Below are 25,003 nucleotides of genomic sequence, written 5' to 3'. Positions count from 1 at the left end.
GCATCACATAGTGGAGAAAATAGCTAATGATTTCCATTAGTTTTAGCGAAGCGTACGCTCATTTTAGTAATAAAAGCCAGAATTTCAATACTCTGTTTAATAGCAGAATGAAAAAATAATTTCACTAATACACCGAGTGGTGCAAACCGTTGATACATCAATGTTTATAGAGGGAGGTTAGTTGAAGAGTGCTGTTTGACCTTTGTTCAACATTTGGCCATATTGTTGAAGAAACTTCATAAAAGTTAAACCCTTAATGGGAAATCAATTTATCTTGGTTATTCAAGATTCGGGGTGCAATTCTTTTCGAAAAAATTACAGTTTAATCCAATTGTGGATTTTATGTTAAGATAATTCTTGTGATTAAGTTTGTTGCGAACTTAATAGAAAATTAATAAAGGATTGGGGGAAGAGAAATATTTGTCTAAATTAAAAAAATATCTATTTTCAACTTTTTTAATCACTTTTCTTTCTTGGGGAATGATTGCTGTTTTTACGCAAATTAAAAATATTCCTTTTGGTTCATCAATTGCTTTATATATTCTTTATATTTTAGGTGTAATAGGGCCTGCAATCGCTGGTATAACTGTTAGCAAAAGGTCTGATTCAAAAGAAGATTTTAGTCTGTTTTTAAAGAGTTGTTATCAACCACCGAAAAATTTAAATTGGTATTTATTTATTATCGTGATCGTTTTAGTTTTTTCTTTACTTCCGTATTTCGTAGTCGGAGGAGAACAAATTGTACCCGTTCAAAATATACTTTTACAAATACCTATTTTTATCTTAATTGGCGGTTTAGAGGAAATTGGATGGCGGGGGTTTATGCTTCGAGAATTGACAAAAAAGATACCTGCTTTAACAAGCACATTATTCGTAAGTATTGTTTGGGTTGTTTGGCATTTGCCATTGTTTTTCATAATTGGAACTTATCAATATGAATATTTGAATATTCCTGTATTCTCCATAAGTGTTATTTCCTTTTCCTTTCTTTTATCAACTGTTTATTACAAAACAAAAAGTATATTTCTTTGTATTATGACACACGCTTTTTGTAATAGTGTTCTCAATGTGTTCGTTAGCAATCAATCATTATTAGGAGGAATTGTAGCATTAGTTTTTTCTTTATTTATCTACTTGCTATTCGCAAACAATCGCAACCGATCATTAATAATGAAAAAAGTGGATACATATATTGAATAATCTATTAGTAGCAATCTCTTATTCCACATAAGGGAGCGATTCTTTAATAAGAATCGCTTTTTCTTAAAGAACTAACGGGTGCGTTAGTTCTTTAAGGGCCACAAAAATGATCAATCTTTTTTATAAAAGAATAATCCAATTAAATATTATAAGGGCAGGTTGGATTAATCTTTTTTCAAGACATACTCCCTTCTATTTATTTATCAAGGTTTCTTGTATTAATTTGACCAAACGTTGTTTCAAAGCTACATCTACTTTCTCTTAAGGAGCTGAGACCTATGATTCTAGGTTCTTCCCAAGTTGTTAAACGAATATCCGAAACTAGCGATTATGTAACTCCATTCACAGCCTTTAGCCCATGGATTGCCATTCTAATTATGGCTTTTATTGTAGGGTGTCTGTATTTAGGATTTAGAAGAAGATCTAAAAAATAGGTTGTGTTTGGAAAAAGGGAGGCGATTAGCCTCCTAATAAATTGATTAGTGTTCCATTAAGTTCAAATAACTTCATTGAAATTTCAGAAAAACCCATTGTTATGCAATAGGCTATGTAAACAAAACTTACAGCAATTATTGCCAAAAGTACCAATAAAGTAATTTTGAAATTCTTCTCAAATTTATCTTCCATATAATCCTCCTTTAATTTTTGGATAATTAGGGATATTATAAAGGATTTTCCAGGTTACGGATATGAGGAATAAGGTAAAATGTCGGAAGTACGATTATATAGTGTCTTAATGTTCCTTAATGAACTAACGGGGCAGGTTAGTTCAACAAAATTCTGATTTAACTCAAAAACTACGATTATAAATGTGGCAATTCATACTAGCATCTGGAGATTCCAAATATTAGTATGATACAGTAAATATAAGGAATTTATAGAAATTATAACGAGGTGGGACGAGAAATGATAAAAGGTCTTTATGAGGCACATTTACCTGTAAGTAATCTTGAAAACTCCATAAAATTTTATAAAAAGTTAGATTTAGAAATTGCCTATCAAAATGATAAATTAGCATTCTTCTGGATTGAGAAAGGTAAAAGTTGGCTTGGTCTATGGGAAACAAATCATGTAGAAATTCCGTACCATCCTTCAATACGACATGTTGCTTTTCAAATCGATATAGAGGACATGACATCAGCAAAGGATTGGTTAAATAGTAAAGGAATCGAAATTCGTACAACCTTTGACTTAACTGAAGAACAACAACCTTTAGTTCTTGATAACAATCCACAAGCTCACGCAGCTATTTATTTTAATGACCCAGACGGAAATTCTCTTGAATTGATTGCTCCTTTAAGATTGGACTTTGAGGAATCCTTTGGAGAGATGTCATTAGAGGATTGGTATAGAAGAAATACTGCTCACAATTAATTCTGCTCTGCTTCAGTAACGGATTCTTGAGTTTAACAAGAGGGTTGCTGTGGCAATCCTTTTCTTTAATGAACTAACGGGTGCGTTCGTATTATAAGGTTAGCCAGTTTTTACTGGTTGACCTTTTTTTAATAGAATCTATTATATCAGTAGCCAGGGTAGGACGTACGGGTGCGTGGGACTTGATCCCGTGAACTAAACTGTCCGCCCCCTACTTGTAGAAACATGTTTGAGGCTGGTTGGGACACAGATCTCGTATAACAAGCGAAGCTATGACACTACATGGAGGACTAGGGGTACTGGTTAGTAAGTAGAGGAGGAAAAAACAATGAATCCAGTTGTTGGTCTGGATGTGGCAAAAGGAGAGAGCCAAGTTCAGGCATTTTTAGATCAATCTAAACCGTATGGGAAGAGCTTTTCAATGAAGCATATCAAAGAGGAGTTAGATCACTTTTTAGAATTTCTAAAAGAAATTGAAGAGGTGACAGGGCAAATGCCTATGGTCATTTTAGAATCTACAGGGCATTACCATTCTCCTGTTATTCAATACCTGGAGGAACAAGGGATTCCATATATCTTACTAAATCCGATTATTTCTTATCAGGCAAAGAAGTCCAGCTTACGGAAGGTGAAAACGGACGCTATCGATGCGTACCAGTTGTGTGTGCTGTATTACAAAGAGGATTTAGAACCTCATAAAATTAGAGGAATTCAGCTATTAGACCTTCGGAATTTGTCCAGACAACAGGAAATCGTAACGAATATGTATGTGGAAGCTAAACTTCAGTTTCACACCATTTTAGATCAAGTGTTTCCTGAATACCGAAAGGTTTTTGGGGATCTATATTCAAGGGTTTCTTTATTGATATTAAAGGAATATCCCACTTCAGAGGCGGTATTAGCAGCCGGGGAAAGTAAACTAGCAGAGAGTGTTATAGAGTTCTGTCCTAGCCGATCGGGTCAATGGGCATGGGAAAAAGCAAAAAAAATAATGGACTCCGCGTCTCGAAATCCATTTCAAATAAACGTGTATCAAAGTCACGTAATCAATATTCGTATGTATATTGAGTTGCTTTTTCATTACCAGGGACACCTCTCTGATTTGGAAGATCGTATAGTGTCCCTGGCAAATGAAATGGAAGAATATAAAATCATCCAATCGATTCCCGGTATAGGAGAAAAAATCGCAGCCACGATTATCTCTGAAATTGGTGAAATCGATCGGTTTAATCACCCGAAAAAACTAGTTGCCTTCGCTGGAGTAGATCCAAGTGTTCACTCATCAGGTAAGTTTACGGCAACCATTAATCGTATTACTAAAAGAGGTTCGAGCAGACTACGTCATTCTCTGTATCTTGCCGTACTATGCGGCATAAGGAGTTCAAGGAACAAAAAGCTTAAAGCTTTCTTTGATAAGAAAAAAACGGAAGGAAAGCCAGCCAAAGTGGCGATCGTTGCCTGTATGAATAAGCTTCTTCATTGGGTTTACGCTTTATTAAAGAGAAAAGAAGCATTCCTAGATTTATCCTGATTAACGGTTTTATGAAACAGAGAAAAATCCTTCCAAAAGGGTTTTGGAGGGTTATTTGTCATGAACAAAAATAGTATATCATAAGGGAAATGAAAATTTTAGAGAAAGATATTGACATCCTATTAGCTGGTTTAGTTCATTAACAGGGGTTGCTTCGGCAGCCCTTTTCTTATGGGTCTAAAGGACAAGATACCCAAATAAAAAATACATATTTACTATATTTTGGTAAAATTGATTGGAGGGAAGGGTGGGGAATCATGAAAAAATATTTAGGGATTATTTCGTTTACTTTAATTATCTTGGTTATTTGTTTCTTTGCTGCGAATATAACACGAGTAATTGATCCTGGAGTAACAACTTTTCGTATATTAATGATATTTGGAATCATTATATCTTTCTCTTTTTCTTTTCTTAGTGAGAAAGGACTTTGGAGAAAATTTGCTTTAGGTCTTAGTATATTCGTTGGTTTCGTTTACTTTATAGCCGTCGAATTAATGAGAATAGTATTCCAGGGTAATGGATTTTAAACTGTTTATTCAACAAACAAGTGTGTTAGCTGAAGATTGGAGCAATCTTTAAGGCAGCCTTTTTGCATGGGACTATAGGAGCAGGATAGTTGAATAAGAAACAAGAATTATCTATGTAATAATTCTTAAAAGGAGAGATGTACAAGTGAATTTAAGACTTGAATTATTTGTTGAAAGTATAGAAAAATCAGTGGGATTTTATAGAGATATACTAGAATTTAATGCACCAAAAGAGATTATACATACTTACGTTCCAGTTAAAAAAGGAAGTGTTACATTAGGGTTGGGAGAAATGAAAAATTTACCTGAAAGCCATCCTCTTAAAGTTTCTAATAGTAGTCAACAAACAGGATTAGGGGTTGAAATAGTATTAGAAGTTGAAGATATAAACGATATTTATAACAAAGTAGTTGAAAAAGGGTACTCTATACAGACTAAGATAACAAAAAGATCGTGGGGATTAGAGGATTTTAGATTAATTGACCCAGATGGATATTATATACGAATTACATCAATGGCAACTATTGAATCCTAACTACCATCTTTTCTTAATGAACTAACGGGTGCGTTAGTTGATTAAGGAACACAAAAATGATCAATCTTTTTTATAAAAGAATAATCCAATTAAATATTATAAGGGCATGTTTTGATTAATCTTTGCTCAAAACATGCTCTTTTCTTTTGTTTATCAAGGTTAATAGTATTAATTTGATTAAACTTTATTTCAAAGCTACATCTCAATAAATCGGCTAGAAACAATTAAATTGTGTCACGTTTAGTAAAACTTTTCACACCGTAAAGTAGGAGAACGATGAAGGATCCAATTAAAAGTGTGTAAAATAAGAAATAAGATTGAATAGGCGATTCATCTTCCGGTGACATGGCTAACATAGGTTGCGTCCATGGATATATCTGTCCAAGTGGTGTACTGGCAATAATGATGGCAGGAAGCGTAAAAACAATGCTTACAGCAAGTGGTATACCAAATGTTTTAGCTCGGATGGATATAATGAGTTGCAGCAAGATCAAAGGCAAACAAGCTAAAATCCCCCTGATCATGAACCCCAATATTGTAAAGATAGGAAGACTACCTTCCATTCCTTTCATATAACCAAATCCAACAAATAAGATAATTAAAATTAACATCGTAATGACTACCATGCGGACCACCGTTAAAAACTTCCCTAAAAAGATGTCTGAGTGTTTGATCGGTAAAGCTAAAAGTTGTTTCCATCCACCTCCGGCATGTTCTCCTCGACAAACAAGTGCTGCATAAATGCCTACCATAATTGGCAATACAAAAGGGCCCATAAATATGGCAACTTGTGTCCAAGCTTCTACCCATGGGTTTTCTCCAGGGCTCATAAAAAGATCATAGTTTTTAAAGAAATTAGTATAGGCTAGGAGAACACCTAGTAAGGGGCCTATTAAATAAAGTATCCATAACTTTGAGCGCTTCAGTTTTAACCGTTCAACATATAAGATGTTTTTCAAGTATTTCCCCTCCCTTTTTACAAAACATCTCGTTTAGCAAAATGAATAGATCCTATAAACAAAATGATTGTTCCTACCAAAAGACTGATGACAAGGTAGGCTGAAAAATCGGTATTATACGCTATGCCTTCATACTGTAAAATTACCGTTGAAGACTGACTAGGATAAGCAAGTGGAAACCATCTCGTCGTTTGAGAAGCAGCCAAAAACAGGCCCATCATTGCTGATACGGATCCTATAAGAATCGAGAATGCCTGGTTTTTAAAATTCATGGATAGCCATAGCTGGAAAGCCAATATAGGTAATACTGTAATCAACATGCCGTAACAATCGCCGAGCAACAGCACCCATGGCAAACTTCCTTCAAACCCTAACATCTTTCCTAAAAACACCATGCCAACTAGAAAAATAGTAAGGGAAAGGAATAAACTAACCACTAACCAAACAAATTTACTTAAATAAATTCGAACTCTTGAAATGGGTAATGACAGCGTTTGTTTCCAACCGTTCGCCTGATGTTCGATATTCGCTATTATTGACGCAGCAAGTGTGGCGGCTAACGGAAAACCAAGGCCGAATAATAAACTATTATCATACAATAAATACATCCACATAGAGCCGGCATGGAACATCTCAGCTTGTTTTTCCACATACTCAACTCGGTATGTGAGATTCACCAATTCATATGCCAAGATCAGTAAGGGGACCAATAAGACTACAATAAATAACGAAGATCGTTTTAGCTTTATTTGATCCGCCCATAATATCTTTTTCATAGACTTCCCTCGGTTCCGGTTAATTCCAAGAAAATATCTTCGAGCGACCGTTTCACTTCTTCAAGCCGATACACAGATACTCCCGAATGCACAAGAATGGAGTTGATCTCTGAAACAAACTCTGGTTCTGTTTGGGCCAACCACAAAAAGTCTTTTTGCATATCAACCTTTAATCCTTTCCCTTTTAATATTGTCTTTGCTTCGATTACGTTGCTTACCCCGACTTTTAATAATGGTTTACGTTTTTGTCGTAATCGTTCTATCGAATCTTGGAAAATCATTTTTCCGTTATTAATGATTCCTACTTGTGTAGCCATTTGATCTATTTCACTCAACAAATGACTGGATACAAGAACACTCATTCCTGACTTAGGTAATTCTTTGATCAGCTCTCTCATTTCTTGGATGCCAGACGGATCCAAACCGTTTGTGGGTTCATCCAAAATCAATAAATCTGGACTGCTTAACAGAGCTGCAGCAATCCCCAGACGCTGCTTCATTCCAAGGGAATACTCTTTTGTTAGCCGGTTAGCTACTTTAGTTAATCTGACAATTTCCAGAACTTCATTGACTCGTTTTTCGGGAATATCCCGTAACCTACGAACGGCATCTAAGTTTTCATAACCAGTTAAGTTGCCATAATACGTTGGAGACTCAACTAGTGACCCGATTCGTTGTAAAATTTGCAAACGATTCTTGATTAGGTTCTGGCCAAAGATTTCGATACTTCCTTTTGTTGGTTTAATCAAACCTAGTAACATTCGGATTGTTGTTGTTTTTCCAGCACCGTTTGGTCCGAGAAAGCCGTAAATTTGCCCACGTTCGACCCTTAAATTTAACCCATCTACGGATTTGTGCTTCTTATACTTTTTGGTCAGTTCGTTCGTAACAACGATTTGATCATTCATATGCTCCTCACCTCACTTCTATCGTAAACGAAAGTTTTTAAACACGAACGAAACTCTTCCTAAACATTTGTTTAACAACTTTCTAGGAATATTTATATCTAATATGTTGAGCCCCAATAACCACAAGGATAAAAACAATCTGAATATTAAGAATATTAAACAGAGTTTTAATTCTTTTCTTTACTGCTTTGCAACCTACCCTTTCATGTAAAATAATAAGATAGAAGGGGAGGATACATATGACTTTAAAGCTCGAAGAGCATAAAATCCTGATGGTTGATGACGATCAGCATATCCTAGATTTATTAATAACTGTATTTGAGAAGGAAGTGTTTCATAATATCTTAACAGCCATTACAGGAACCGAGGCCCTCTTAAAAACAACACAAGAAAATCCGGACATTATATTGTTGGATGTTATGCTGCCAGACATTGATGGCTTTACTCTATGCAGCAAAATTCGCTCGCATACAAATGCACCCATACTGTTTTTAACAGCAAAAGCAACAGATTTAGATAAATTGCAAGGGTTTAGTTTTGGTGGAGATGACTATATTACGAAACCCTTTAACCCATTAGAGGTTGTAGCTCGTGTAAAAGCCCAATTAAAGCGAACTCCTCAAATTTCCTCATCTTCTTCTCGAAAACAGGTGTTTGATTATGGCTATTTCAAAATAGATCCCAATATGGGAAGACTTATTGTTAATGGAAAAAGGATAGAGTGCCCTACCCAAGAGATGAAACTTTTGCTCTATTTTTGTAAACACCCTAATCAAATTTTGAGCAAACATCAACTCTATAAGGATGTTTGGGGGGGATTTTATGGCGGGGATAGCACGGTAATGGTACATGTGCGCCGATTACGTGAAAAACTAGAGGCAGATCCAAGCCGACCTAAATGGATTAAAACGGTTCGGGGATTAGGATATATATTTGAAGCAGCAACAAGCGAGGATTTAATGTGAAATTAAGAAATCGAGTGGCATTTTACTTTGTATCACGACTTTTTTGGCTCATGCTTATTTGGGGTTCACTCATCGTGATTAGTACGCTTTTGTTCAGCTTCTTTCTGGGGCATAACAAAATCGAAACTCCACGCTTATCAATTAGCAAAATTGTTGCCGATACGGTTGTTATGGATCAACAACTTTCAATCAACTCGAAAACAAAGGAAGATTTATTAAAGAACCAGATGTGGGTTCAGGTATTAGATGAACAGGGAAATGAGATTTTCTTCTTTAATAAACCAAAAACCATACCGAATCATTATATTCCTGGGGAACTAGTATCAGATTACCTATATCCTGCCAAAAAAGGTTATCAATTATCTACATGGTATGAAACCAAAAACAATCAGGATTTAACATGGGTGTTAGGGAAACCAATGAAAAGCAATAATCCTTTTCTTTATTGGATGAATAATCTGTGGATTTTTTCCATCATTGTAATAGGAATTCTAATTGCCTTATTTTTCGGGAAACAATTAGGTGCTCCTTTACTGTATATGGTTTCCTGGATTGAAAATCTATCTAAAGGAAAATATGAAGAACCCTTTTACTATTGGAAGTTTCATTCAAAAAAACGCCGACTCAATAAAGCCGAATATAAAACATATCGAGAATTGATGCAGGCTCTTTCTAAACTTACATCAACCCTTCAGAAAAACACAGAAGAAAGAGAGTTATTAGAAAAGACACGGGAAGAATGGATGACAGGTGTCTCACACGACTTAAAAACTCCTCTATCTGTTATTAAGGGATATTCTGTACTATTATCTTCAACTGAATATGATTGGGAACAAGAAAAAGTACGGCATTTTGCTAAAACAATGGAAGAACGTGTGGAGTATATGGAGGAACTGATTGAAGACTTTAGCTTAACTTTTCAATTAAAAAATGAGGCTCTTCCTATACAACGTGAAGAAAAAAATTTAGTAGAAGTCATCAACAACGTTTTGGAACAACTGAAAAGATTGCCAGAATCAGAAAATAAGATTTTCTTTTTTGAACCTAACAATAATACAATTCTTTTTAACATGGATGAAAGATATTTGAAGCGAGCTGTTGAAAATTTAATTGCGAATAGTATTAAACACAACCCTCCAAATACTAAAGTTAGAATCATATTACATGAGGATTCGCTTGAAAGAGAAATTCAACTTACAATTGAGGACGATGGGGTAGGAATGGACCATGAAACAGTTGAACGCTTATTCGACCGTTATTTTAGAGGAATAAGTGCTTCCTCTAATATTTCAGGTACTGGTTTAGGGATGGCAATTGCAAGACAAATTGTTATAGCTCATGATGGTTATATTGAAATAGATAGTAAACCTCAACTTGGTACCAAATGTAAGATTATTTTTCCACTAGAATTGTAAGAAAGAATTTAACGAAATTTTAACTCAGTGATTTAGCAGGAAAATCTGCTTTCGTATGTCTAAATTTTCTTAGCGTATTGTTGGTAGGACCCCACGTAGAAGTGCCTGGAGGATTGAGCATTGAAATTCTGTGTTAAACAAGTTACTTGGAGATAGATATTAAACTAACAAGCGCTTTATTTAAGGTTGCTGTGTAAACCTTTTCTTCCGGAACTAACGGGGCAGTTTAGTTCATTAAGAGTTCATACTTATTTTGGGAATTATTGTTATAATGAAGGGGATAATTTCGTTAGGAAGGTTGCTGTTCAAGTTGGTTACATATAAAATCTAAAAAGACAGTAGTGATTATTGCTTTCGGTATAATATGTATAGCTATCGTTATAAATCTATTAAAGAAGGAATTATGGGATGTGAACGAAGAGTTGTTAAAAGAAGAAGTGTTATCAATTGGACATTCCGTTGAAACAATAAATTTATTAGATGTAACACCGTTTGACTGGGATGTAGTATATTCCTTTGGACCATATACTCCGAAAGATGATATATATGAAACGGTAGGTTATAAATGGGATACTATTAGCGAAACTGTAAATGAAGGAATGAATCAGATTGTATTTTTGAACGATAGAAAAGTGGTCTGCTATTTATATGGTTATCCTGAGAATAATGGATATGGTATATCTTTTGAATCTGAGAATTACAAAGATGCTGGTTATATGCTTAATAGTAAGGATGATTTAAATTTTCAAGTAGAAAGAAGCGACAGTGTCGTATATTTGAGAAACTAAGCAAGAATATGAGACCTTCAATTAACAGGTGCTTTTCAACAAAAGGTTGCTGCGGCAACCTTTTTCTTAATGAACTAACGGGTGCGTTAGCTGAAGATCGGAGCTGTCTATAAGGCAGCTTTTTCTTTATGCAACTATCGGGGCAGTTTAGTTGAAGAGTGCTGTTGATTTTTATTCAACAATTGGGCCAGTTTGTTAAAGATACTTCTTAAAGACGCTTGGGAATTTATGTTAAAATAAGGGGGGGTATACATTAATCTAAATCAGCTGTGAAATTTAGGAAGGGGAGTAACAAAAGATGGAATTTGCCATAGGGTATGGAATTGCATTTATAGGAGTACTTGTAGCTTATCAACTTAGCAAAGGCAAGTCGAAAAAAAGAAAATGTATTGTTTGGGGCATCGCTCTTATGTTGGCAATTTCACCATTCTTATCTTTTGCGATTGGTTTATCATACGCATTTATTGTTGAGGATCCTTGGGCAACTTTGGTTATGTGGTACTTGTTCCCAATCGGTTTCATCATAGGACTTATTATGCTACTGGTAGGCATATTTAAGAAAAAAGAAATAGAGAATGTCATGTAACTTCTACTAAAGGGCGCGATTCTTAAAGAAATTTCGCTAATGAACTAACGGGTGCGTTAGCTGAAGATCGGAGCTGTCTCTAAGGCGGCTTTTTCTTATGGAACTAAAGGGGCAGGATAGTTCATTAAGAACTACCCGTTTAATTTTTGATGAATACCTTGCATTATATAGTAATATAAAATATATTTATACCAAGAGGTGGATAATTTGGAAATTAATAAAGAAGTCTTAAAAGGGCATATAGACACTCTCATCCTTTCTCTTTTACATAAGAGGGATATGTACGGCTATGAATTAGCCAAAATTGTTCGAGAAAAGAGTGATGACCAATTTGAATTAAAAGAGGGTACGCTTTATCTGTCTTTAAAGAGATTAGAAAAGAATGAATGGATTTCTTCTTACTGGGGGGATGAGAAAGGACCAGGAGGAAGAAGAAAATATTACAAACTTACATCAATGGGTGAAGAAGGATTTAAAGATAAGCGTTTGGAATGGGAATTTGTAAGAGATGTGATTGATTCGTTTTTGGATTGGGGGAGAAAAAATGAAAGAAATTGAAGCATTTGTTGATTCGGTTTATCAAAATGTTGGCGGAAATAAAAAAGAAATACAAGAATTAAAAGATGAAATGAAAGGTCATTTATTAGAGGCTGTTCACGAGTTGAAATTAGAAGGAAAGTCTGAACAAGAAGCAATTGAAATTTCCATTGAACGTTTCGGCGGAGAAAAAGAAATGCGTTCTATTGTTGGTCAGTTGTTTAAAGCACAAAGAACATTTGCAAAATGGGTACTTTATACAGCATTAACATTCCTTTTAATTAGTTTTATCGGATATGGTATTCTTATTCCACTTGAAAGGAATCAACAAAATGAGAGTTATCAATTTAGTTCACAAATCCTTGATAGTTTAGGTAATACAATAACCGAGCAAGCTAAAACGGATATTCAAAAAATTGTACAAGAAAATGAAAACATTACAGGAGTAACCATTAGTGCTGTTGAGGTTACCAATTATGGTAATGAGACATTTTATACTACTGTAAGCGAAGAACCAGAATATAGTTTTAGAGAAAAACCAATATTTAACCACTTTATTACTTATCGTGCTGATGGTACAGGTAACGAAAATTGGGATGTCATGGTTGAATCAAAAGGTTATGTAGAAACAGCATATACTGCATTGTTCCTAAGTGTATGTATTTATTGGGTACTGTTTGCAATTTGGGCAATCATTAACGCTTATCATCATAGACGATTGAATGCTGGTTGGGTTATTGCTTTTGCTTTATTAAATGTTGTAGGGTATCTGTTTTTCCGTTTTATTGGAAAGGGGATAAAAAATGAAACAAATTGAAGAATACGTTCATTCGGTTTACCGAAATGTTGATGGAGATAAAGAAGAAATTCAGGAATTAAAAGAGGAAATGCAATCGCATTTATTAGAGGCTGCCCATGAGTTAAAAGAAAAGGGAGTATCAGAAGAAGAAGCGAGCAGAATGGCTATTGAAAACTTTGGAGATAAAAAACACATGATTAAAGGATTATCAGAATTTTTTAGTGTTCAAAAGAGATTTGCTCGTTATATCTTATTATTTTCATTGGTTTCACTTGTGCTAGGAGCTATCATTTTTGTAAATACCTCCTTAGAGATATATAATTTCAAGGAAGAAAGAAGCATCATCATGAACGATGTGTTAACCATTGTAGGTGATGATGATGTGATTTCTGACTCCAAAAAAGAGGATATTCAAACTCTTTTCGACGAACATAAGGATCATTTGAATTATCTTGCAATATTTAACACAGAAGAGAACGCTCAATTAAAAGATTGGTTGAAAGAATTTAATATAACACAAAAACCTTCTACCACTTACCCCATTGAATATCAGTATGCAACATTTATGATAGAAGATCCGTATGAAATTTTTAATAAAGAAGGAATTGTTAGCGATGATTATGATTTAGGAACAGTGGCGAGTACAAAGGATAATTGGATTGTTCAATATGAATATAAGGATACCTACCAGAATGTTATTGAAGCAAATAATTCATGGGCATTAGGAGATTACATGGATATTTTTCAGCTGCCGATTTTGTTCTTTGTAGTGTTTGGGGTTCTAATTATTGTTTGGGGATTCTTAAAAAAATATCATAAAACATATTTAAAAGGACTTATAAACTGAATTTCTTAATGAACTAACAGGTGCGTTAGGTGAAGATCAGGGCTGTCTTTAAGACAGCTCTTTCTTTATGAAACTAACGGGGCAGGTTAGTTCATTTAAGATTTGTTTAAATATTAAAAAGTTCCTGATAGGTAATTTTTTAAAATAAACAGTTTAGATTAAAAGAAATTCTTATTACATTAGAGATGTTTTTCCGTTATTATATATAAGAAAGTCTTATAGAAAATTTTGGTATTTACTTAGAGGTGATTTTCCATTTGAAAAAAATACTTAAAGCTTATGATTCTCCCATATTCATAGCTGTTGTACTACTTTCCCTATTTGGATTAGTTATGGTTTACAGTGCAAGTATGATTACGGCAGTATCCCATTACCGATATCCGATAGATTATTTCTTCCAAAATCAAAAAAGTGCGCTGATCCTGTCATTTATTATGATGGTGATCGCAATGATATTGCCGTATAAACTATATAAACATAAAACCTTTCTAATGGTCATGATGGGGGGGATCGCCCTCCTCCTTATAATTGTGTCTATCATTGGCCACACAGCCAATAATGCAACAAGCTGGTTTCAGATAGGTACACGGAGCCTCCAGCCTGCTGAATTTTCCAAGCTGGCCATCATCATATATTTGTCTGCGATGTACGGAAAAAAGCAGGACCGCATCAATGATATCGATAAAGCCGTCGTACCTCCCATCATCTTTTTGGTGGGCATTTGTTTTTTAATCGTCCTCCAGCCTGACTATGGAAGTGCTGCTATCATTCTGTTAATCGCGGCTTCCATTATCCTTTGTTCAGGAATGAACCTGAGAAGCTTGGGGAAATTATTGATGATATTTTTACTGGTGGTCGGAATTTTCTTTATTGGTATTGTCGTAACAGGAAATTTCTCCAATGTTTTTTCGGAGGAACGAATTTCTCGTTTTACCGGACTTTCCAATCCGTTTGACAATGGGGATGAAGGTTATCAGCTAGCCAATTCGTTGCTTGCAATAGGTTCAGGAGGAATAACTGGGGTCGGGCTCGGTGACAGCGTCCAAAAGTACGGTTATCTTCCGGAACCTCACACAGACTTTATCATGGCCATCATCGCCGAGGAACTTGGCACTTTCGGAGTTTTGTTTGTACTGGGTACTCTCGGGTTTATTGTATTGAGGGGCTTAATACTATCGGCTAAATGCAAGGATCCTTTTGGAAGCTTACTATTGTTTGGTATTTCCTCGATGATTGGTATTCAAGTAGTGATCAATCTCGGGGGCGCTACCGGGCTTCTTCCTATTACCGGGATAACACTGCCTTTTATAAGTTACGGAGGATCGTCACTGCTACTGCTTATGGTGTCAATTGGGGTTATGGAGAATGTAATTATGAGAATGAACTTATTGGAACAAAAAGAAATTGTACAAACAATTTTAGATAATAAGAACATGTGAAAAGAAAATTTTTAGTTACCTCCATCTTGTTCAAAAATAATTCCATAAGCCACAGACCTTTCCGTTAAAGGGCGAGATTTTTTATTAAGAATCGCTTTTCTTAAAGAACTATCGGGTGGGTTAGCTAAAGATCGGAGCTGTCTTTAAGGCAGCTTTTTCTTTATGCAACTAACGGGGCAGGTTAGTGGTAGAAGAAGGTAATCAGGTGTTAAGTAGAGAAAAAGATAGCAATAAATATAAAATTAAATAACTGAGGCGAAAAGAATGGCTCATAATGGGATAGTTTTAGTAGTTAGTGTATCAATATTCAGAGATGATGAAGTCTTAATAATTAGAGAAAATAAACCAACTGCTATTGATAAGTGGAACTTTCCGAGTGGACGCATTGAATATGGTGAAGACATTCTCTATTCAGCTCGTAGGGAGGTAAAAGAGGAAACTGGCTTTGATGTAAAACTTAATGGTACAACGGGTGTATATAATTTTATCAGTAGTACAAACAATCAAGTTATTCTATTTCATTTTACTGGTGAGGTTAATGGTGGTTCATTAAATCTTGAAGAAGATGAAATTTTAGACAGTAGATGGATTAAGGTGAATGACCTTGTGAAATTTGATAATGAAGAACTACGTGAACCAAGGGTACTAAAGCAAATAATGGATAACTTGTTAAAAGAGAGGGTACATTCAATTAGTATTTATAATCAACAACTAGATAAATAATTTTTATTAAGCTAACGGGTTCTTCTTCTTTATCAGGAGCTGATCAGCAGCTCCTTTTCTTATGGCACTAAAGGGGCAGCATTCCTGTATTAACTGAAATACTAAAAAGTTTGTGAAGAAATCTACTTAAACTAACGGGTGCGTTAGTTCATAAGGATCACAAAAATAATCAATCTTATTAATAAAATAATCAAGAAGATTAAAAAAAGGGGAGGGTATAGATATTGCCTTCCCCTTTGTGTTTACAGATAAATTTGTATGAATGTATTGTTTATAATGTGGAAATTTGTAATTATACACACTAAAATAAGAAGAAATTTGTGCCTATATGATAAAATTAGGACTAAAATCACAATAAAGGAAATGATGATATGACTTTTGATCAGGTAAGCTACGAATTGGATAATTTCTTAAAAATAAAACTAACTCAATTTATAAATAGTCATGATACTCAAAAAATCGACCTTTTTAAGCCATATTACATTCATTTTGCTCATTCTCATTTAATTGATATTTTTTCAATACTCCATAGTAATTTAAATGATCTATTTGAATTTTTAAATTTTAAAAACGGTGCTAATGGAGGTCATTATAATGCAGAAGATAGCAGACAACTATTAGATATCATAGAACAAATAAGAATACTTCAAGCTAAACTGACAAATCAATATCCTTTTAAAGTTGATGAATATTACTTAGAAATTATTAATCGTTGTAAGAAGTTTCTATCTTCACGTGGTGGTAGTACAATTCCTGAAGGAGTCCCTAAAATAGATATAATCGAACATAAGGCTATTTTTTTAAAAATCAATAGTACTGAAATAGAAAACCCTGATAACTCAAGGAAAATGGCCATTGATTTAATTGGTGGTGGTTCGTATGCAAACGTGTTTAGATATAAGGACCCACATTATAAAATGAAATTTGCAATAAAACGCGCACTTGATAACTTACGTGAAGATGAACTTGAAAGGTTTAGAAATGAGTTTAATGATCTTAAACAATTAGACTCTCCATTTATTATAAAAGCATATACATATAACGAAGAAAAAAATGAATATACGATGGAATTTGCCGATCATACCATACAAAAGTTTATAAGGAATAATAATAACTCTCTAACTTTTGAATCAAGAAGGAAATTAATAATCCAGTTACTTAATGCATTTGAATATATCCATAGTAAAGGACTTTTACATAGAGATGTAAGTTATCAAAATATATTAATTAAAAAATATGAAGATGGAAATTATTTTATTAAGGTTTCCGATTTTGGTTTAGTAAAACGCCCTGAAAGTAATTTAACAAAACAGGGAACGGAGATAAAAGGTGCAATAAATGATTATTCAGATCTTGATAGAGTAGGTTTTGAAAATTACGAAAAACGACACGAGACATATGCAATTTCAAAAGTAATCTATTTTATATTGACAGGACGAGAAACAAACTACCACAGAGAACGGAATGAACCATTAAAGAATTTCATTCAAAAAGCAATTGGTGATAAAGAAAATCGTTTTAATAGTGTTGCTGAAATTAGGGAATTTTTAAAAAATGATGTATTTCCCTATATTCGTAATGCATAAAAAATAAGGGTGCAACTTTGATTTAAATGGATAGGAAAACGTGCCAATTGGGTGTACTTTATTGGAACAAAAAAAAGGACACTTAATATAATAAGGGTCCTCAAAGTCTATTAATATGCTGTTTCTGGCATCGAAGCACTTACATTGTAAGCATTTGGATACAGGAATAGCCATTTTTTTCTCCTTTATAAGGAACGTTTGTTCGTATATAATAAATATAAAGGAGCGATTTTTCTAATGGGTAAAATTCGTGATAGAGGAATCATTAAATGGAAAGCAGCATTGATATTACCAGAACATAAAGCATTAACTAAAAAAAATAATACGGACGATTATTACTTAAATAAAAAACCTGTCCTAGATGAATACCAGGTTGAAGAATTTGAAAACAACATTCATTATGCGATGGAATATCATTTACCGATAAGTTTTAGATTGCATAACGATGGAAATCCAATTGATCTGCATGGATACTGTGTGTATATTGATCCTGTCACGAAGGAGTTAAGTATTCAGAAGAAAGATAGTATCTTTAAGAAAATTAAATTTAATGAAATTATTAATGTAATCGTTGAGGATTAAAAAAAAGCCCTTCTTAAAATTCAGGAGGGCATTATAGTCTTTGAAGAATTAACAAGAAAGGCACAGAGATATAGGAGTATACAAATGGAGATTCAGATTGAGGTTCAATTGTTTGCGAACGGTGCTAATTTCTTACAGTCCGGTAGTTGTTCAGTAATAGCAACTGACTTTAGAAAAGAACCGGAATGGACTGCTGCTGTATCAGCTTATGAGTGGATACAAAAGATAAAAAGCTCTGTTCGCTATCCAGACGACTTTCAAATTATCAGTGTTGTTTACAACGGAGAAAATGACATTACAGATTTAGTAAGAAAGGTACGCCCTAAAATAAAAGATGATTTACCTTTTTAAAATTAATCAACTAAAAATATAATTTAGGGATTTCTTTAGAGGTTCTTTTTTGTATCTTATCTATAATTAAAAACCACTCGATTGAGTGGTATAAAACATCTATTATTTATATCCCTATGGTGCCCATGACAAAGAAACAAGTAAAATTAATTAATTCCCTTCTCTAACTTATCTATTTCATGACTAAGTTTATTGCTAATATCAGTTAATATAACGTGTAGCACAATCATCAATTCATCAGATTTTCTGCTGTAATCTTCATATATTGAATCAGAAACTTTTTTACTTGGATCCTTTCGATGAATATAATGCTTATAAATAAACCTGTTCCTTTCATGATAAATCTCCATCATGTTATCAATATCATTTTTTAGGTCTGGTACAAATGGAAACAAACTATTTATGTTTCTAATTGAAGATAAATCTTTATCTTGATATTCTCGCTGTTTATCACGTAATACATACAATTCCATCGGTTCCTTGAAGTGATAAGTAAAAATTAACATATCAGATTCCGCAAAGTTTCTACCCATTTCACTAAGTACAGAATAAATCTCCGAAAATTTATCGATACGAAGTTGGGTTCCTAAAAACTTTCTGGCTCTTAGATCTTCTTTATCAACCTGTAGATGTATTTGTTTATGTGCTACATAATAAGCTATAAAACCAGCAGCTAAGGCTCCTATAATTGCCCCAATATAGCCACCCCAAAAACCTAACCAACCATCAGCAGATCCATATGCAAAACTAGTCCATTGCCATTTCATACCGATAATAATTATAAAAGGTATTATTGTAATAAAACCGATAACAAATATAAGTGTAATTAGTATATTTTTTTCTATTTTCATTTTTTCCACCCTTCTATACTATCTATTATATCAAAGGACATTTTTAAATTTTGGGAAGGTGTCTTTTTTTTACACTTCTCATTGTGTTATTGTGTTATTGCGTAATTGTGGTTTTGTGTTATGAAATCATTAAATGACTCTAGTGTGTATTTTTACTTGTTCAACTAACAGGTGCTTTTCCTCGATAAGGAAGGTTCCTGTGATTAACTATGATTTACAGATGCCCTGAACAGATTTACCCATTTTATATCATCACTAGCTTGTTTCACATAGATTCTGTTACTTCAAGGTAACGCCCCTTGAGCTTACCGTTCTTCTTAGAATTTTTTACCCTCTTATTTAGTGCTTTATCATAAAATGCAAGTTCAATCTAAATTCTCCAGGACTAACTTTAAATTTGTTGTTTACTTAATTTATCCTTTATGCTTTCATCTTAATTTATAAAATATGTAGATTTTTCCAGAGGGTTTGCTATTATTATTATATAATTTATTTAAGGAGGAAATATTTAAATGGAAACACAACTCTTAGACAATGACTTAATACAACTGATTAGTCATACGAAGTTTAAAAAACCTATCCGCCCTATTAATAAAATCCTTACAAATGATGTGCTTCAAAGCATAATTGAGAAAGCGGAAACAGAATCATGGGAAATACTTAACTTAACGGGTACTGGTCTCAAAGAATTACCCAAAGAAATCGGCAAATTAAAGAGCCTAAAAAGATTGTATTTAGGCAATGTTCACCTTATGAGAAACTCAACAAGTATTTATAAAAATAATATAGAGAGACTTCCAGATGAATTCTTTGAACTTAAGAATTTAGAATTTTTAGACCTTTATTATCTCAATATTAAGGAGTTATCCTCTAAAATAACCAATCTCTGTAACTTAAATGGTTTATTCCTAACAGGCAACGAATTTAAAGTTTTTCCTACACACATCTTTGACTTGAGAAATTTAACCAAACTTGCATTACCTAGTAATTTTAAAGAGATACCTGCTGGAATTGATAAATTAGTTAACTTGGATTTTCTAAACATAATTGAAACTGAGATAACACATTTGCCGGAAGAAATAGGTAACTTAATCAAACTGACTGTGCTTAGACTAGACAATAGTAAAATCAAAACATTGCCTAGAAGTATAAGAAACTTGTCTAATCTTAAGCTCCTAGGTTTAGATAATACATATTTTCAAACATTTATTGCTCCAGAGATATTAGCGCAAACTCCTCAGGAGACTATTAACTATATAATTAGATACCAAGAGGATCAAAGCAAAGTAACACTAAACGAATCTAAAATGTTAATTGTAGGTCAAGGTGGAGTGGGGAAAAGCACCTTATTAAATCGATTGGTATATGATAATTTTGCAGAGCCTGGTACTCTTGAGTCTACCGAAGGAATAGATATTGAAAAGTGGTTATTTGATAAGGATTCTAATAATTACACTTTAAACGTTTGGGACTTTGGCGGGCAAGAAATCTATCATTCAACACATCAGTTTTTTCTTACAAACAGATCCTTGTATGTACTCGTTTGGGATGCCAGACAGGAAGACGAGTATGGGAGAATTGACTATTGGTTAAATACAATAGAATCTTTTGCTGGGGATAGCCCTATCTTACTTGTCATTAATAAATGTGATGAAAGAAAAATAATAAAAGATATAGATTTAAAAAGTTTGCGAAGAAACTTTCAACAAATAATCGAAGTATACAAAGTAAGTTGTCAGAATGGTATGGGTATTGCGGATTTGCGAGATGTTATACAAGAAGAAACAAAGCATCTTCCTTTAATGGGGCTAGTTTGGCTATCGTCGTGGATACAAATACGTACTTATCTTGAAGAGTTATCAAAATCAGTTAATTTAATTCCGTATTCTGAGTATTTAGAGATATGTGAAAGATATGGTGTTCCTGAATCAGAAGCTAAAAGTTTAAGTAAATATTTACATGATCTAGGAATAATATTACATTTCCATGAGGATATAATTCTAAAAAATACAGTTATTCTTAGTCCTGATTGGGGGACAACTGCTGTTTATAAGGTGTTAGACACCGAAGATGATATTTTAAAAAACAGGAATGGAACCCTATATTATGAGGACTTACAGAATATTTGGGTAGACAAGGAAAATTATTCGGAAGATAAGTATTTATTAATATTACGATTAATGGAGAATTTTCAATTGTCATTTGAAGTTGAGAAAAATAAAGTATTCCTAATTCCTGAATTTATGGGGAATCTTGAATTTGAAATAAATGATATAGAATTTAAATTGGATAATACCTTGACATTCCAGTACAACTATGATTTTTTACCAGCGGGTATAATGACTAGATTTATAGTAAAAGCGCATAATTTCTTAATTGAATATAATAACAAAAAAGCTTGTTGGAAAAAAGGAGCGTTCCTAAAATATAAAGATGCGGTGGCAAGGGTACGATTACTTGAAAGTTTAACCAATAAAAGAATTGAAATAAGTGTCACAGGTAATAGTCTAAGAAATAAGCAAGAGTTACTTAAGCAGATAAGATTATATTTTGATCAAATACATGAGAGTATGAAGAAACTAAAAGTTACTGAATTTATTAAATGTAATTGTAGTTCTGAATGCATGCAATTACATGATTATAATTTGCTTTTAAGATATGAACAAAATAGTAGAAAGCATATTGTCTGCAATACCTCCCTTAAAGATGTTGATGTTTCTTCTCTTCTTGATGGCATTGCCTCAATTGAACAAAGAACTAAAAAGGTAGATGAATTTATGGATTATCCTCATTCTGTTATTGTTAATGTACCTATTACTAATACCACAAACAATAATAATAATAATAATAATGAGAATGTTAATGTTAATAAGAATACTATTGATATAAAATATACCATTTATGAGTTACAAGGTGCTGTAAATGACCTAAGAGACGAGGTTCAATCTAAAGCACCTGAATTAGGAGAAGAACTTGATAAACTAGAAAAGGGTGTAAATAAACTTATTACGGCTAAGTCTAAAGAAGAGATCATTCAGTCCGGGTTCTTACGAAAATTTAATAGGTTTATGGATGAAGTAGAAAATCCTGATACACTGCTAGGAAAAACGGTCAAAAATATTAAAGGAGGCATATCAATTACACAGGATATTGCTGATCAATACAACAAAATTGCGCAATGGTTTGGCCTCCCAGTGGTTCCTAAGCCCTTTTTGAAAAATAAGTAGAATAAATTGAAAGAGAACTACATTTGGTTTCAAATCAGTTGCATAAATGTGCCCCGAATCATTGGTCTATTGAAGAGTTACACGAAGATGGAACACATATTATTATTTTAAGAGATTTGGCAGTGTTAAATTTATTTTGGGTGGATTTGCATATGGGTTAATTCAATACATCTTTTGATTCCTGTTCAGTATTGCCTTTATTTGTTACAATTTTGGATTCCGCTTTACTTACTGGTATCAGAACATCTCTTGCGAAGGACTAAAAATGACACATTCCACTATAAAAGAAATGCCTTTTTATAAGGGTTTAACTCCGGCCAAGGAAATTATGTCTAGTATTTAGATATCTTGAATTTATTGTCTTCCTGCTTATGCACTTGCAGTCTGAAATAGTTTTAGGGCAAACCCCCAAAAAAAATTTAAACGAACACGGATATTCTTAAATGACGTTTCATTGATTATTCATGTAGTACAAGAAATTCTAAAGTATATTCTTAGAGTAGTTTGAGGAATATTAGTAGCTAATTGCCTAAAAAATTTTGACAACGCCTCTTGAAATTCGGGGAGCCGTTATCATTCAAAACTAGTTAACATAATACTGATTATTAACATAACAGTTAAAAACACTGATTTAAAAATAATTTATTTTGATATGAATCGTTGCCGGTCGTAGCTTTATCTTATGTATTACTTTCAATTGAATATATTAAGAGCCTGTTTTGATTAATCTTTTTTTTCAAAACAGGCTCTTTCTTTTTGTTTGTTTATCAAGGTTATTAGTATTAATTTGATCAAGCTTCCTTTCACAGCTACAGTAGTTGAAATAAAAATAAAAGTGAGAAAATACTTCCTTTGTCTAATTATTGTAAATTTGGGATATGAATAAACTTAGAGGCTGTGTTTTTTGGAGTGGTATTAATGAAGAAAAGTCTAGCAAGTGAATTTCCAGAATTGGCCAATGAATGGGATTATGAATTAAACGGAGATATAAAACCTAGTGATGTTCCTCCAAAAGGAAGACAGCATGTATGGTGGAAATGCAAAGAGGGACATCGTTATGAGGCTAAATTAGCATCTAGATCTAATGGAACAGGATGCCCATATTGCAAAGGTTCAAAAGTGTGTTTTGAACGTTCATTATTAGGAAGAAGACCAGATCTAGTAGCCATGTGGGACAAAGAGAGAAATAGTTCATTAACTCCAGATAAGGTACTTGCTGGATCCAATATTGTGATTTATTGGATTTGTAATAAAGGTCATTCGTTTGATATGTCAATTAAACAAATGACTAGAAAAAGAAGGAGTAGTGGGTGCCCATACTGTCGAGGTTTAAGGGTGAATGAAACAAACAGTCTAGCTAACCTCTATCCGCATATTGCAAATGAATGGGTTGAATGTATTGATTATAAAAGTAAGACTGCAAAAGATGTCACACCTGGTTCATCTTACAAGGTTTTATGGAGATGTAAGAAGGGACATGAGTGGAAAACCACTCCAAAACATCGGACAAGTGGTGGAACAGGCTGTCAAAGGTGTAATACAACGAAGAAAGTGTCAAAACAATCATATGCACTCTTTTATTATTTAAAAAAACATTTTGATGATGTTGAGATGGAAACACCACTTTTAGGCACACGTATGGTTTTGGATATTTACATTTCTTCGATTAAGTTAGTAATTGAGTATGACGGAGGTCTATATCATAAGGATTATAAGCGTGATATAAAAAAAGACATTGCGTTACTAGAAAAAATGCCATATACAAAGCTCATTAGAATTCGAGAACCGGAATGTCCTACATATAAATCACCAAATCCAAATACATTTTTTTATGATCTTAAAAATCATTCAATGAAAGTATTTCAAACGTGTCTTGAAAGGATATTTACTGATCATATTCAACAAAGTCCTGATATAAATATTGAAAGAGATAATGTGTCAATTTTAGATTTAATGGATCATTGGGAATATGAAAATTCCTTAGCCAATGTTAGACCCATACTGATTTAAAACCAGAAAACTTTAAAGTTACAAGTCATGAAAAAGTAAATTGGGTTTGTATTTATGGGCATCAATGGCCTGCTACAATTGCAAGTAGAACACAAGGAGGCAACAACTGTCCAGATTGTGGGAATAGAAGGTTGCATACGGATAATAATTTAGCTGCTGTAAATCCAGAACTAGTTAAGGAGTGGCATCCAACTAAAAATGAAAAGGGTCCTCAAGCTTACTTTGCAAACTCTCATTTTAAAGTTTGGTGGTTATGTAAAAAGTGCAGTCACGAATGGGATGCACAAATATACAATAGAAATGGTAATCGAAGTGGATGTCCGAATTGTTGAGAGAACAATCTTAAATAAAACAATGTTAAAATTCCTTCCCTTCCCTCTGGCATAACTGAATGTTTTTACTTATATTGCCCGCCAGCATAACAATTTGTATACCTAATGAATACACTATGGTGCAATTCAGTGAAATTAGGTAGAATCAAAATGTA

The 25,003-nt window shown here is 33.5% G+C and carries 25 protein-coding genes; 20 read left to right on the top strand and 5 right to left on the bottom strand.

Features of this window, described 5'->3' with window-relative positions:
- The first annotated feature begins 420 nt into the window (after positions 1-420).
- Positions 421-1,200 carry a CPBP family intramembrane glutamic endopeptidase gene (locus ACFX4H_RS22370; protein WP_377436257.1) on the top strand — a complete coding sequence of 260 codons (780 nt, stop codon included), beginning with the start codon at positions 421-423 and terminating at the stop codon, positions 1,198-1,200.
- Positions 1,201-1,659: 459 nt separating this feature from the next.
- Here ACFX4H_RS22370 and ACFX4H_RS22365 read toward each other — a convergent pair whose 3' ends face one another.
- The gene (locus ACFX4H_RS22365; protein ID WP_377436256.1) at positions 1,660-1,827 is read right to left on the bottom strand and encodes a hypothetical protein; all 168 of its coding nucleotides are present in this window, start codon (positions 1,825-1,827) and stop codon (positions 1,660-1,662) included.
- A gap of 279 nt (positions 1,828-2,106) precedes the next feature.
- On the opposite strand from ACFX4H_RS22365, the gene ACFX4H_RS22360 reads away from it, so the two are divergent.
- The 4 genes from ACFX4H_RS22360 to ACFX4H_RS22345 all read left to right on the top strand — a co-directional run bounded on the left by ACFX4H_RS22360 (position 2,107) and on the right by ACFX4H_RS22345 (position 5,167).
- Positions 2,107-2,574, top strand: coding sequence for a VOC family protein (locus tag ACFX4H_RS22360; protein WP_377436255.1), 468 nt, complete (start codon positions 2,107-2,109; stop codon positions 2,572-2,574).
- A gap of 328 nt (positions 2,575-2,902) precedes the next feature.
- Positions 2,903-4,105 carry an IS110 family RNA-guided transposase gene (locus ACFX4H_RS22355; protein ID WP_377436254.1) on the top strand — a complete coding sequence of 401 codons (1,203 nt, stop codon included), beginning with the start codon at positions 2,903-2,905 and terminating at the stop codon, positions 4,103-4,105.
- Positions 4,106-4,362: 257 nt separating this feature from the next.
- Positions 4,363-4,632 carry a hypothetical protein gene (locus ACFX4H_RS22350; protein WP_275732744.1) on the top strand — a complete coding sequence of 90 codons (270 nt, stop codon included), beginning with the start codon at positions 4,363-4,365 and terminating at the stop codon, positions 4,630-4,632.
- A gap of 145 nt (positions 4,633-4,777) precedes the next feature.
- Complete coding sequence (locus ACFX4H_RS22345; protein WP_377436253.1) at positions 4,778-5,167, top strand: VOC family protein; 390 nt, start codon at positions 4,778-4,780, stop codon at positions 5,165-5,167.
- Between the two features lie 224 nt (positions 5,168-5,391).
- Here ACFX4H_RS22345 and ACFX4H_RS22340 read toward each other — a convergent pair whose 3' ends face one another.
- The 3 genes from ACFX4H_RS22340 to ACFX4H_RS22330 are packed head-to-tail and all read right to left on the bottom strand — an operon-like array spanning position 5,392 to position 7,810.
- Positions 5,392-6,126 (bottom strand): ABC transporter permease, encoded by a 735-nt coding sequence (locus ACFX4H_RS22340; protein WP_377436252.1) that lies wholly within the window; start codon positions 6,124-6,126, stop codon positions 5,392-5,394.
- Between the two features lie 17 nt (positions 6,127-6,143).
- A complete protein-coding gene (locus tag ACFX4H_RS22335; protein WP_377436251.1) occupies positions 6,144-6,902 on the bottom strand; it encodes an ABC transporter permease in 759 nt (252 codons plus the stop codon).
- Positions 6,899-7,810, bottom strand: coding sequence for an ABC transporter ATP-binding protein (locus ACFX4H_RS22330; protein ID WP_377436250.1), 912 nt, complete (start codon positions 7,808-7,810; stop codon positions 6,899-6,901). The genes ACFX4H_RS22335 and ACFX4H_RS22330 overlap by 4 nt, the downstream gene beginning before the upstream one ends.
- A 239-nt stretch (positions 7,811-8,049) precedes the next feature.
- Between ACFX4H_RS22330 and ACFX4H_RS22325 the strand changes: the two genes are divergently transcribed.
- The 12 genes from ACFX4H_RS22325 to ACFX4H_RS22270 all read left to right on the top strand — a co-directional run bounded on the left by ACFX4H_RS22325 (position 8,050) and on the right by ACFX4H_RS22270 (position 18,428).
- Positions 8,050-8,775, top strand: a complete 726-nt coding sequence (locus tag ACFX4H_RS22325) for a response regulator transcription factor (RefSeq protein ID WP_377436249.1) — start codon at positions 8,050-8,052, stop codon at positions 8,773-8,775.
- The gene (locus ACFX4H_RS22320; RefSeq protein WP_377436248.1) at positions 8,772-10,190 is read left to right on the top strand and encodes a sensor histidine kinase; all 1,419 of its coding nucleotides are present in this window, start codon (positions 8,772-8,774) and stop codon (positions 10,188-10,190) included. Before ACFX4H_RS22325 ends, ACFX4H_RS22320 begins: the two co-directional genes overlap by 4 nt.
- A 410-nt stretch (positions 10,191-10,600) precedes the next feature.
- Positions 10,601-10,978: a hypothetical protein gene (locus ACFX4H_RS22315; protein WP_377436247.1), complete on the top strand. Its 378-nt coding sequence runs from the start codon at positions 10,601-10,603 to the stop codon at positions 10,976-10,978.
- A 298-nt stretch (positions 10,979-11,276) separates the two neighbouring features.
- Complete coding sequence (locus ACFX4H_RS22310) at positions 11,277-11,564, top strand: hypothetical protein (protein ID WP_377436246.1); 288 nt, start codon at positions 11,277-11,279, stop codon at positions 11,562-11,564.
- Between the two features lie 207 nt (positions 11,565-11,771).
- Entirely contained in the window at positions 11,772-12,122 is a 351-nt protein-coding gene (locus ACFX4H_RS22305; RefSeq protein ID WP_377436245.1) for a PadR family transcriptional regulator, read from the top strand.
- Positions 12,109-12,918, top strand: coding sequence for a permease prefix domain 1-containing protein (locus ACFX4H_RS22300; protein WP_063574951.1), 810 nt, complete (start codon positions 12,109-12,111; stop codon positions 12,916-12,918). The genes ACFX4H_RS22305 and ACFX4H_RS22300 overlap by 14 nt, the downstream gene beginning before the upstream one ends.
- Complete coding sequence (locus ACFX4H_RS22295) at positions 12,905-13,747, top strand: permease prefix domain 1-containing protein (RefSeq protein ID WP_106028698.1); 843 nt, start codon at positions 12,905-12,907, stop codon at positions 13,745-13,747. The genes ACFX4H_RS22300 and ACFX4H_RS22295 overlap by 14 nt, the downstream gene beginning before the upstream one ends.
- Positions 13,748-14,004: 257 nt before the next feature.
- A complete protein-coding gene (locus ACFX4H_RS22290; RefSeq protein WP_377436244.1) occupies positions 14,005-15,186 on the top strand; it encodes an FtsW/RodA/SpoVE family cell cycle protein in 1,182 nt (393 codons plus the stop codon).
- A gap of 264 nt (positions 15,187-15,450) precedes the next feature.
- Positions 15,451-15,909, top strand: a complete 459-nt coding sequence (locus tag ACFX4H_RS22285) for an NUDIX hydrolase (protein ID WP_377436243.1) — start codon at positions 15,451-15,453, stop codon at positions 15,907-15,909.
- A gap of 371 nt (positions 15,910-16,280) precedes the next feature.
- Entirely contained in the window at positions 16,281-17,495 is a 1,215-nt protein-coding gene (locus tag ACFX4H_RS22280; protein WP_377436242.1) for a protein kinase domain-containing protein, read from the top strand.
- 237 nt (positions 17,496-17,732) lie between these two features.
- Entirely contained in the window at positions 17,733-18,077 is a 345-nt protein-coding gene (locus ACFX4H_RS22275; RefSeq protein ID WP_377436241.1) for a YolD-like family protein, read from the top strand.
- 84 nt (positions 18,078-18,161) lie between these two features.
- Complete coding sequence (locus ACFX4H_RS22270; RefSeq protein ID WP_377436240.1) at positions 18,162-18,428, top strand: hypothetical protein; 267 nt, start codon at positions 18,162-18,164, stop codon at positions 18,426-18,428.
- Between the two features lie 146 nt (positions 18,429-18,574).
- Here ACFX4H_RS22270 and ACFX4H_RS22265 read toward each other — a convergent pair whose 3' ends face one another.
- Positions 18,575-19,279 (bottom strand): hypothetical protein, encoded by a 705-nt coding sequence (locus tag ACFX4H_RS22265; protein WP_377436239.1) that lies wholly within the window; start codon positions 19,277-19,279, stop codon positions 18,575-18,577.
- 512 nt (positions 19,280-19,791) lie between these two features.
- Between ACFX4H_RS22265 and ACFX4H_RS22260 the strand changes: the two genes are divergently transcribed.
- From ACFX4H_RS22260 to ACFX4H_RS22250, 3 genes are all read left to right on the top strand, one after another.
- A complete protein-coding gene (locus tag ACFX4H_RS22260) occupies positions 19,792-22,506 on the top strand; it encodes a COR domain-containing protein (protein ID WP_377436238.1) in 2,715 nt (904 codons plus the stop codon).
- Between the two features lie 918 nt (positions 22,507-23,424).
- Entirely contained in the window at positions 23,425-24,516 is a 1,092-nt protein-coding gene (locus ACFX4H_RS22255; RefSeq protein WP_377436237.1) for a zinc-ribbon domain-containing protein, read from the top strand.
- A gap of 50 nt (positions 24,517-24,566) precedes the next feature.
- Complete coding sequence (locus tag ACFX4H_RS22250) at positions 24,567-24,848, top strand: zinc-ribbon domain-containing protein (protein WP_377436294.1); 282 nt, start codon at positions 24,567-24,569, stop codon at positions 24,846-24,848.
- The last annotated feature ends 155 nt before the right edge of the window (positions 24,849-25,003 follow it).

The sequence above is a fragment of the Peribacillus sp. YIM B13477 genome (assembly GCF_042787955.1).
Lineage (GTDB): Bacteria > Bacillota > Bacilli > Bacillales > DSM-1321 > Peribacillus > Peribacillus frigoritolerans.
The sequence above is the reverse complement of the archived record's forward strand: the minus strand, read 5'-3'. Positions and strand labels throughout refer to the sequence as shown.

Coding starts and splice junctions, on each gene's coding strand:
- ACFX4H_RS22365 (WP_377436256.1), bottom strand. CDS start 1,827: ATGGAAGATAAATTTGAGAAGAATTTCAAAATTACTTTATTGGTACTT.
- ACFX4H_RS22360 (WP_377436255.1), top strand. CDS start 2,107: ATGATAAAAGGTCTTTATGAGGCACATTTACCTGTAAGTAATCTTGAA.
- ACFX4H_RS22355 (WP_377436254.1), top strand. CDS start 2,903: ATGAATCCAGTTGTTGGTCTGGATGTGGCAAAAGGAGAGAGCCAAGTT.
- ACFX4H_RS22350 (WP_275732744.1), top strand. CDS start 4,363: ATGAAAAAATATTTAGGGATTATTTCGTTTACTTTAATTATCTTGGTT.
- ACFX4H_RS22335 (WP_377436251.1), bottom strand. CDS start 6,902: ATGAAAAAGATATTATGGGCGGATCAAATAAAGCTAAAACGATCTTCG.
- ACFX4H_RS22330 (WP_377436250.1), bottom strand. CDS start 7,810: ATGAATGATCAAATCGTTGTTACGAACGAACTGACCAAAAAGTATAAG.
- ACFX4H_RS22325 (WP_377436249.1), top strand. CDS start 8,050: ATGACTTTAAAGCTCGAAGAGCATAAAATCCTGATGGTTGATGACGAT.
- ACFX4H_RS22310 (WP_377436246.1), top strand. CDS start 11,277: ATGGAATTTGCCATAGGGTATGGAATTGCATTTATAGGAGTACTTGTA.
- ACFX4H_RS22300 (WP_063574951.1), top strand. CDS start 12,109: ATGAAAGAAATTGAAGCATTTGTTGATTCGGTTTATCAAAATGTTGGC.
- ACFX4H_RS22295 (WP_106028698.1), top strand. CDS start 12,905: ATGAAACAAATTGAAGAATACGTTCATTCGGTTTACCGAAATGTTGAT.
- ACFX4H_RS22285 (WP_377436243.1), top strand. CDS start 15,451: ATGGCTCATAATGGGATAGTTTTAGTAGTTAGTGTATCAATATTCAGA.
- ACFX4H_RS22280 (WP_377436242.1), top strand. CDS start 16,281: ATGACTTTTGATCAGGTAAGCTACGAATTGGATAATTTCTTAAAAATA.
- ACFX4H_RS22275 (WP_377436241.1), top strand. CDS start 17,733: ATGGGTAAAATTCGTGATAGAGGAATCATTAAATGGAAAGCAGCATTG.
- ACFX4H_RS22270 (WP_377436240.1), top strand. CDS start 18,162: ATGGAGATTCAGATTGAGGTTCAATTGTTTGCGAACGGTGCTAATTTC.
- ACFX4H_RS22265 (WP_377436239.1), bottom strand. CDS start 19,279: ATGAAAATAGAAAAAAATATACTAATTACACTTATATTTGTTATCGGT.
- ACFX4H_RS22260 (WP_377436238.1), top strand. CDS start 19,792: ATGGAAACACAACTCTTAGACAATGACTTAATACAACTGATTAGTCAT.
- ACFX4H_RS22255 (WP_377436237.1), top strand. CDS start 23,425: ATGAAGAAAAGTCTAGCAAGTGAATTTCCAGAATTGGCCAATGAATGG.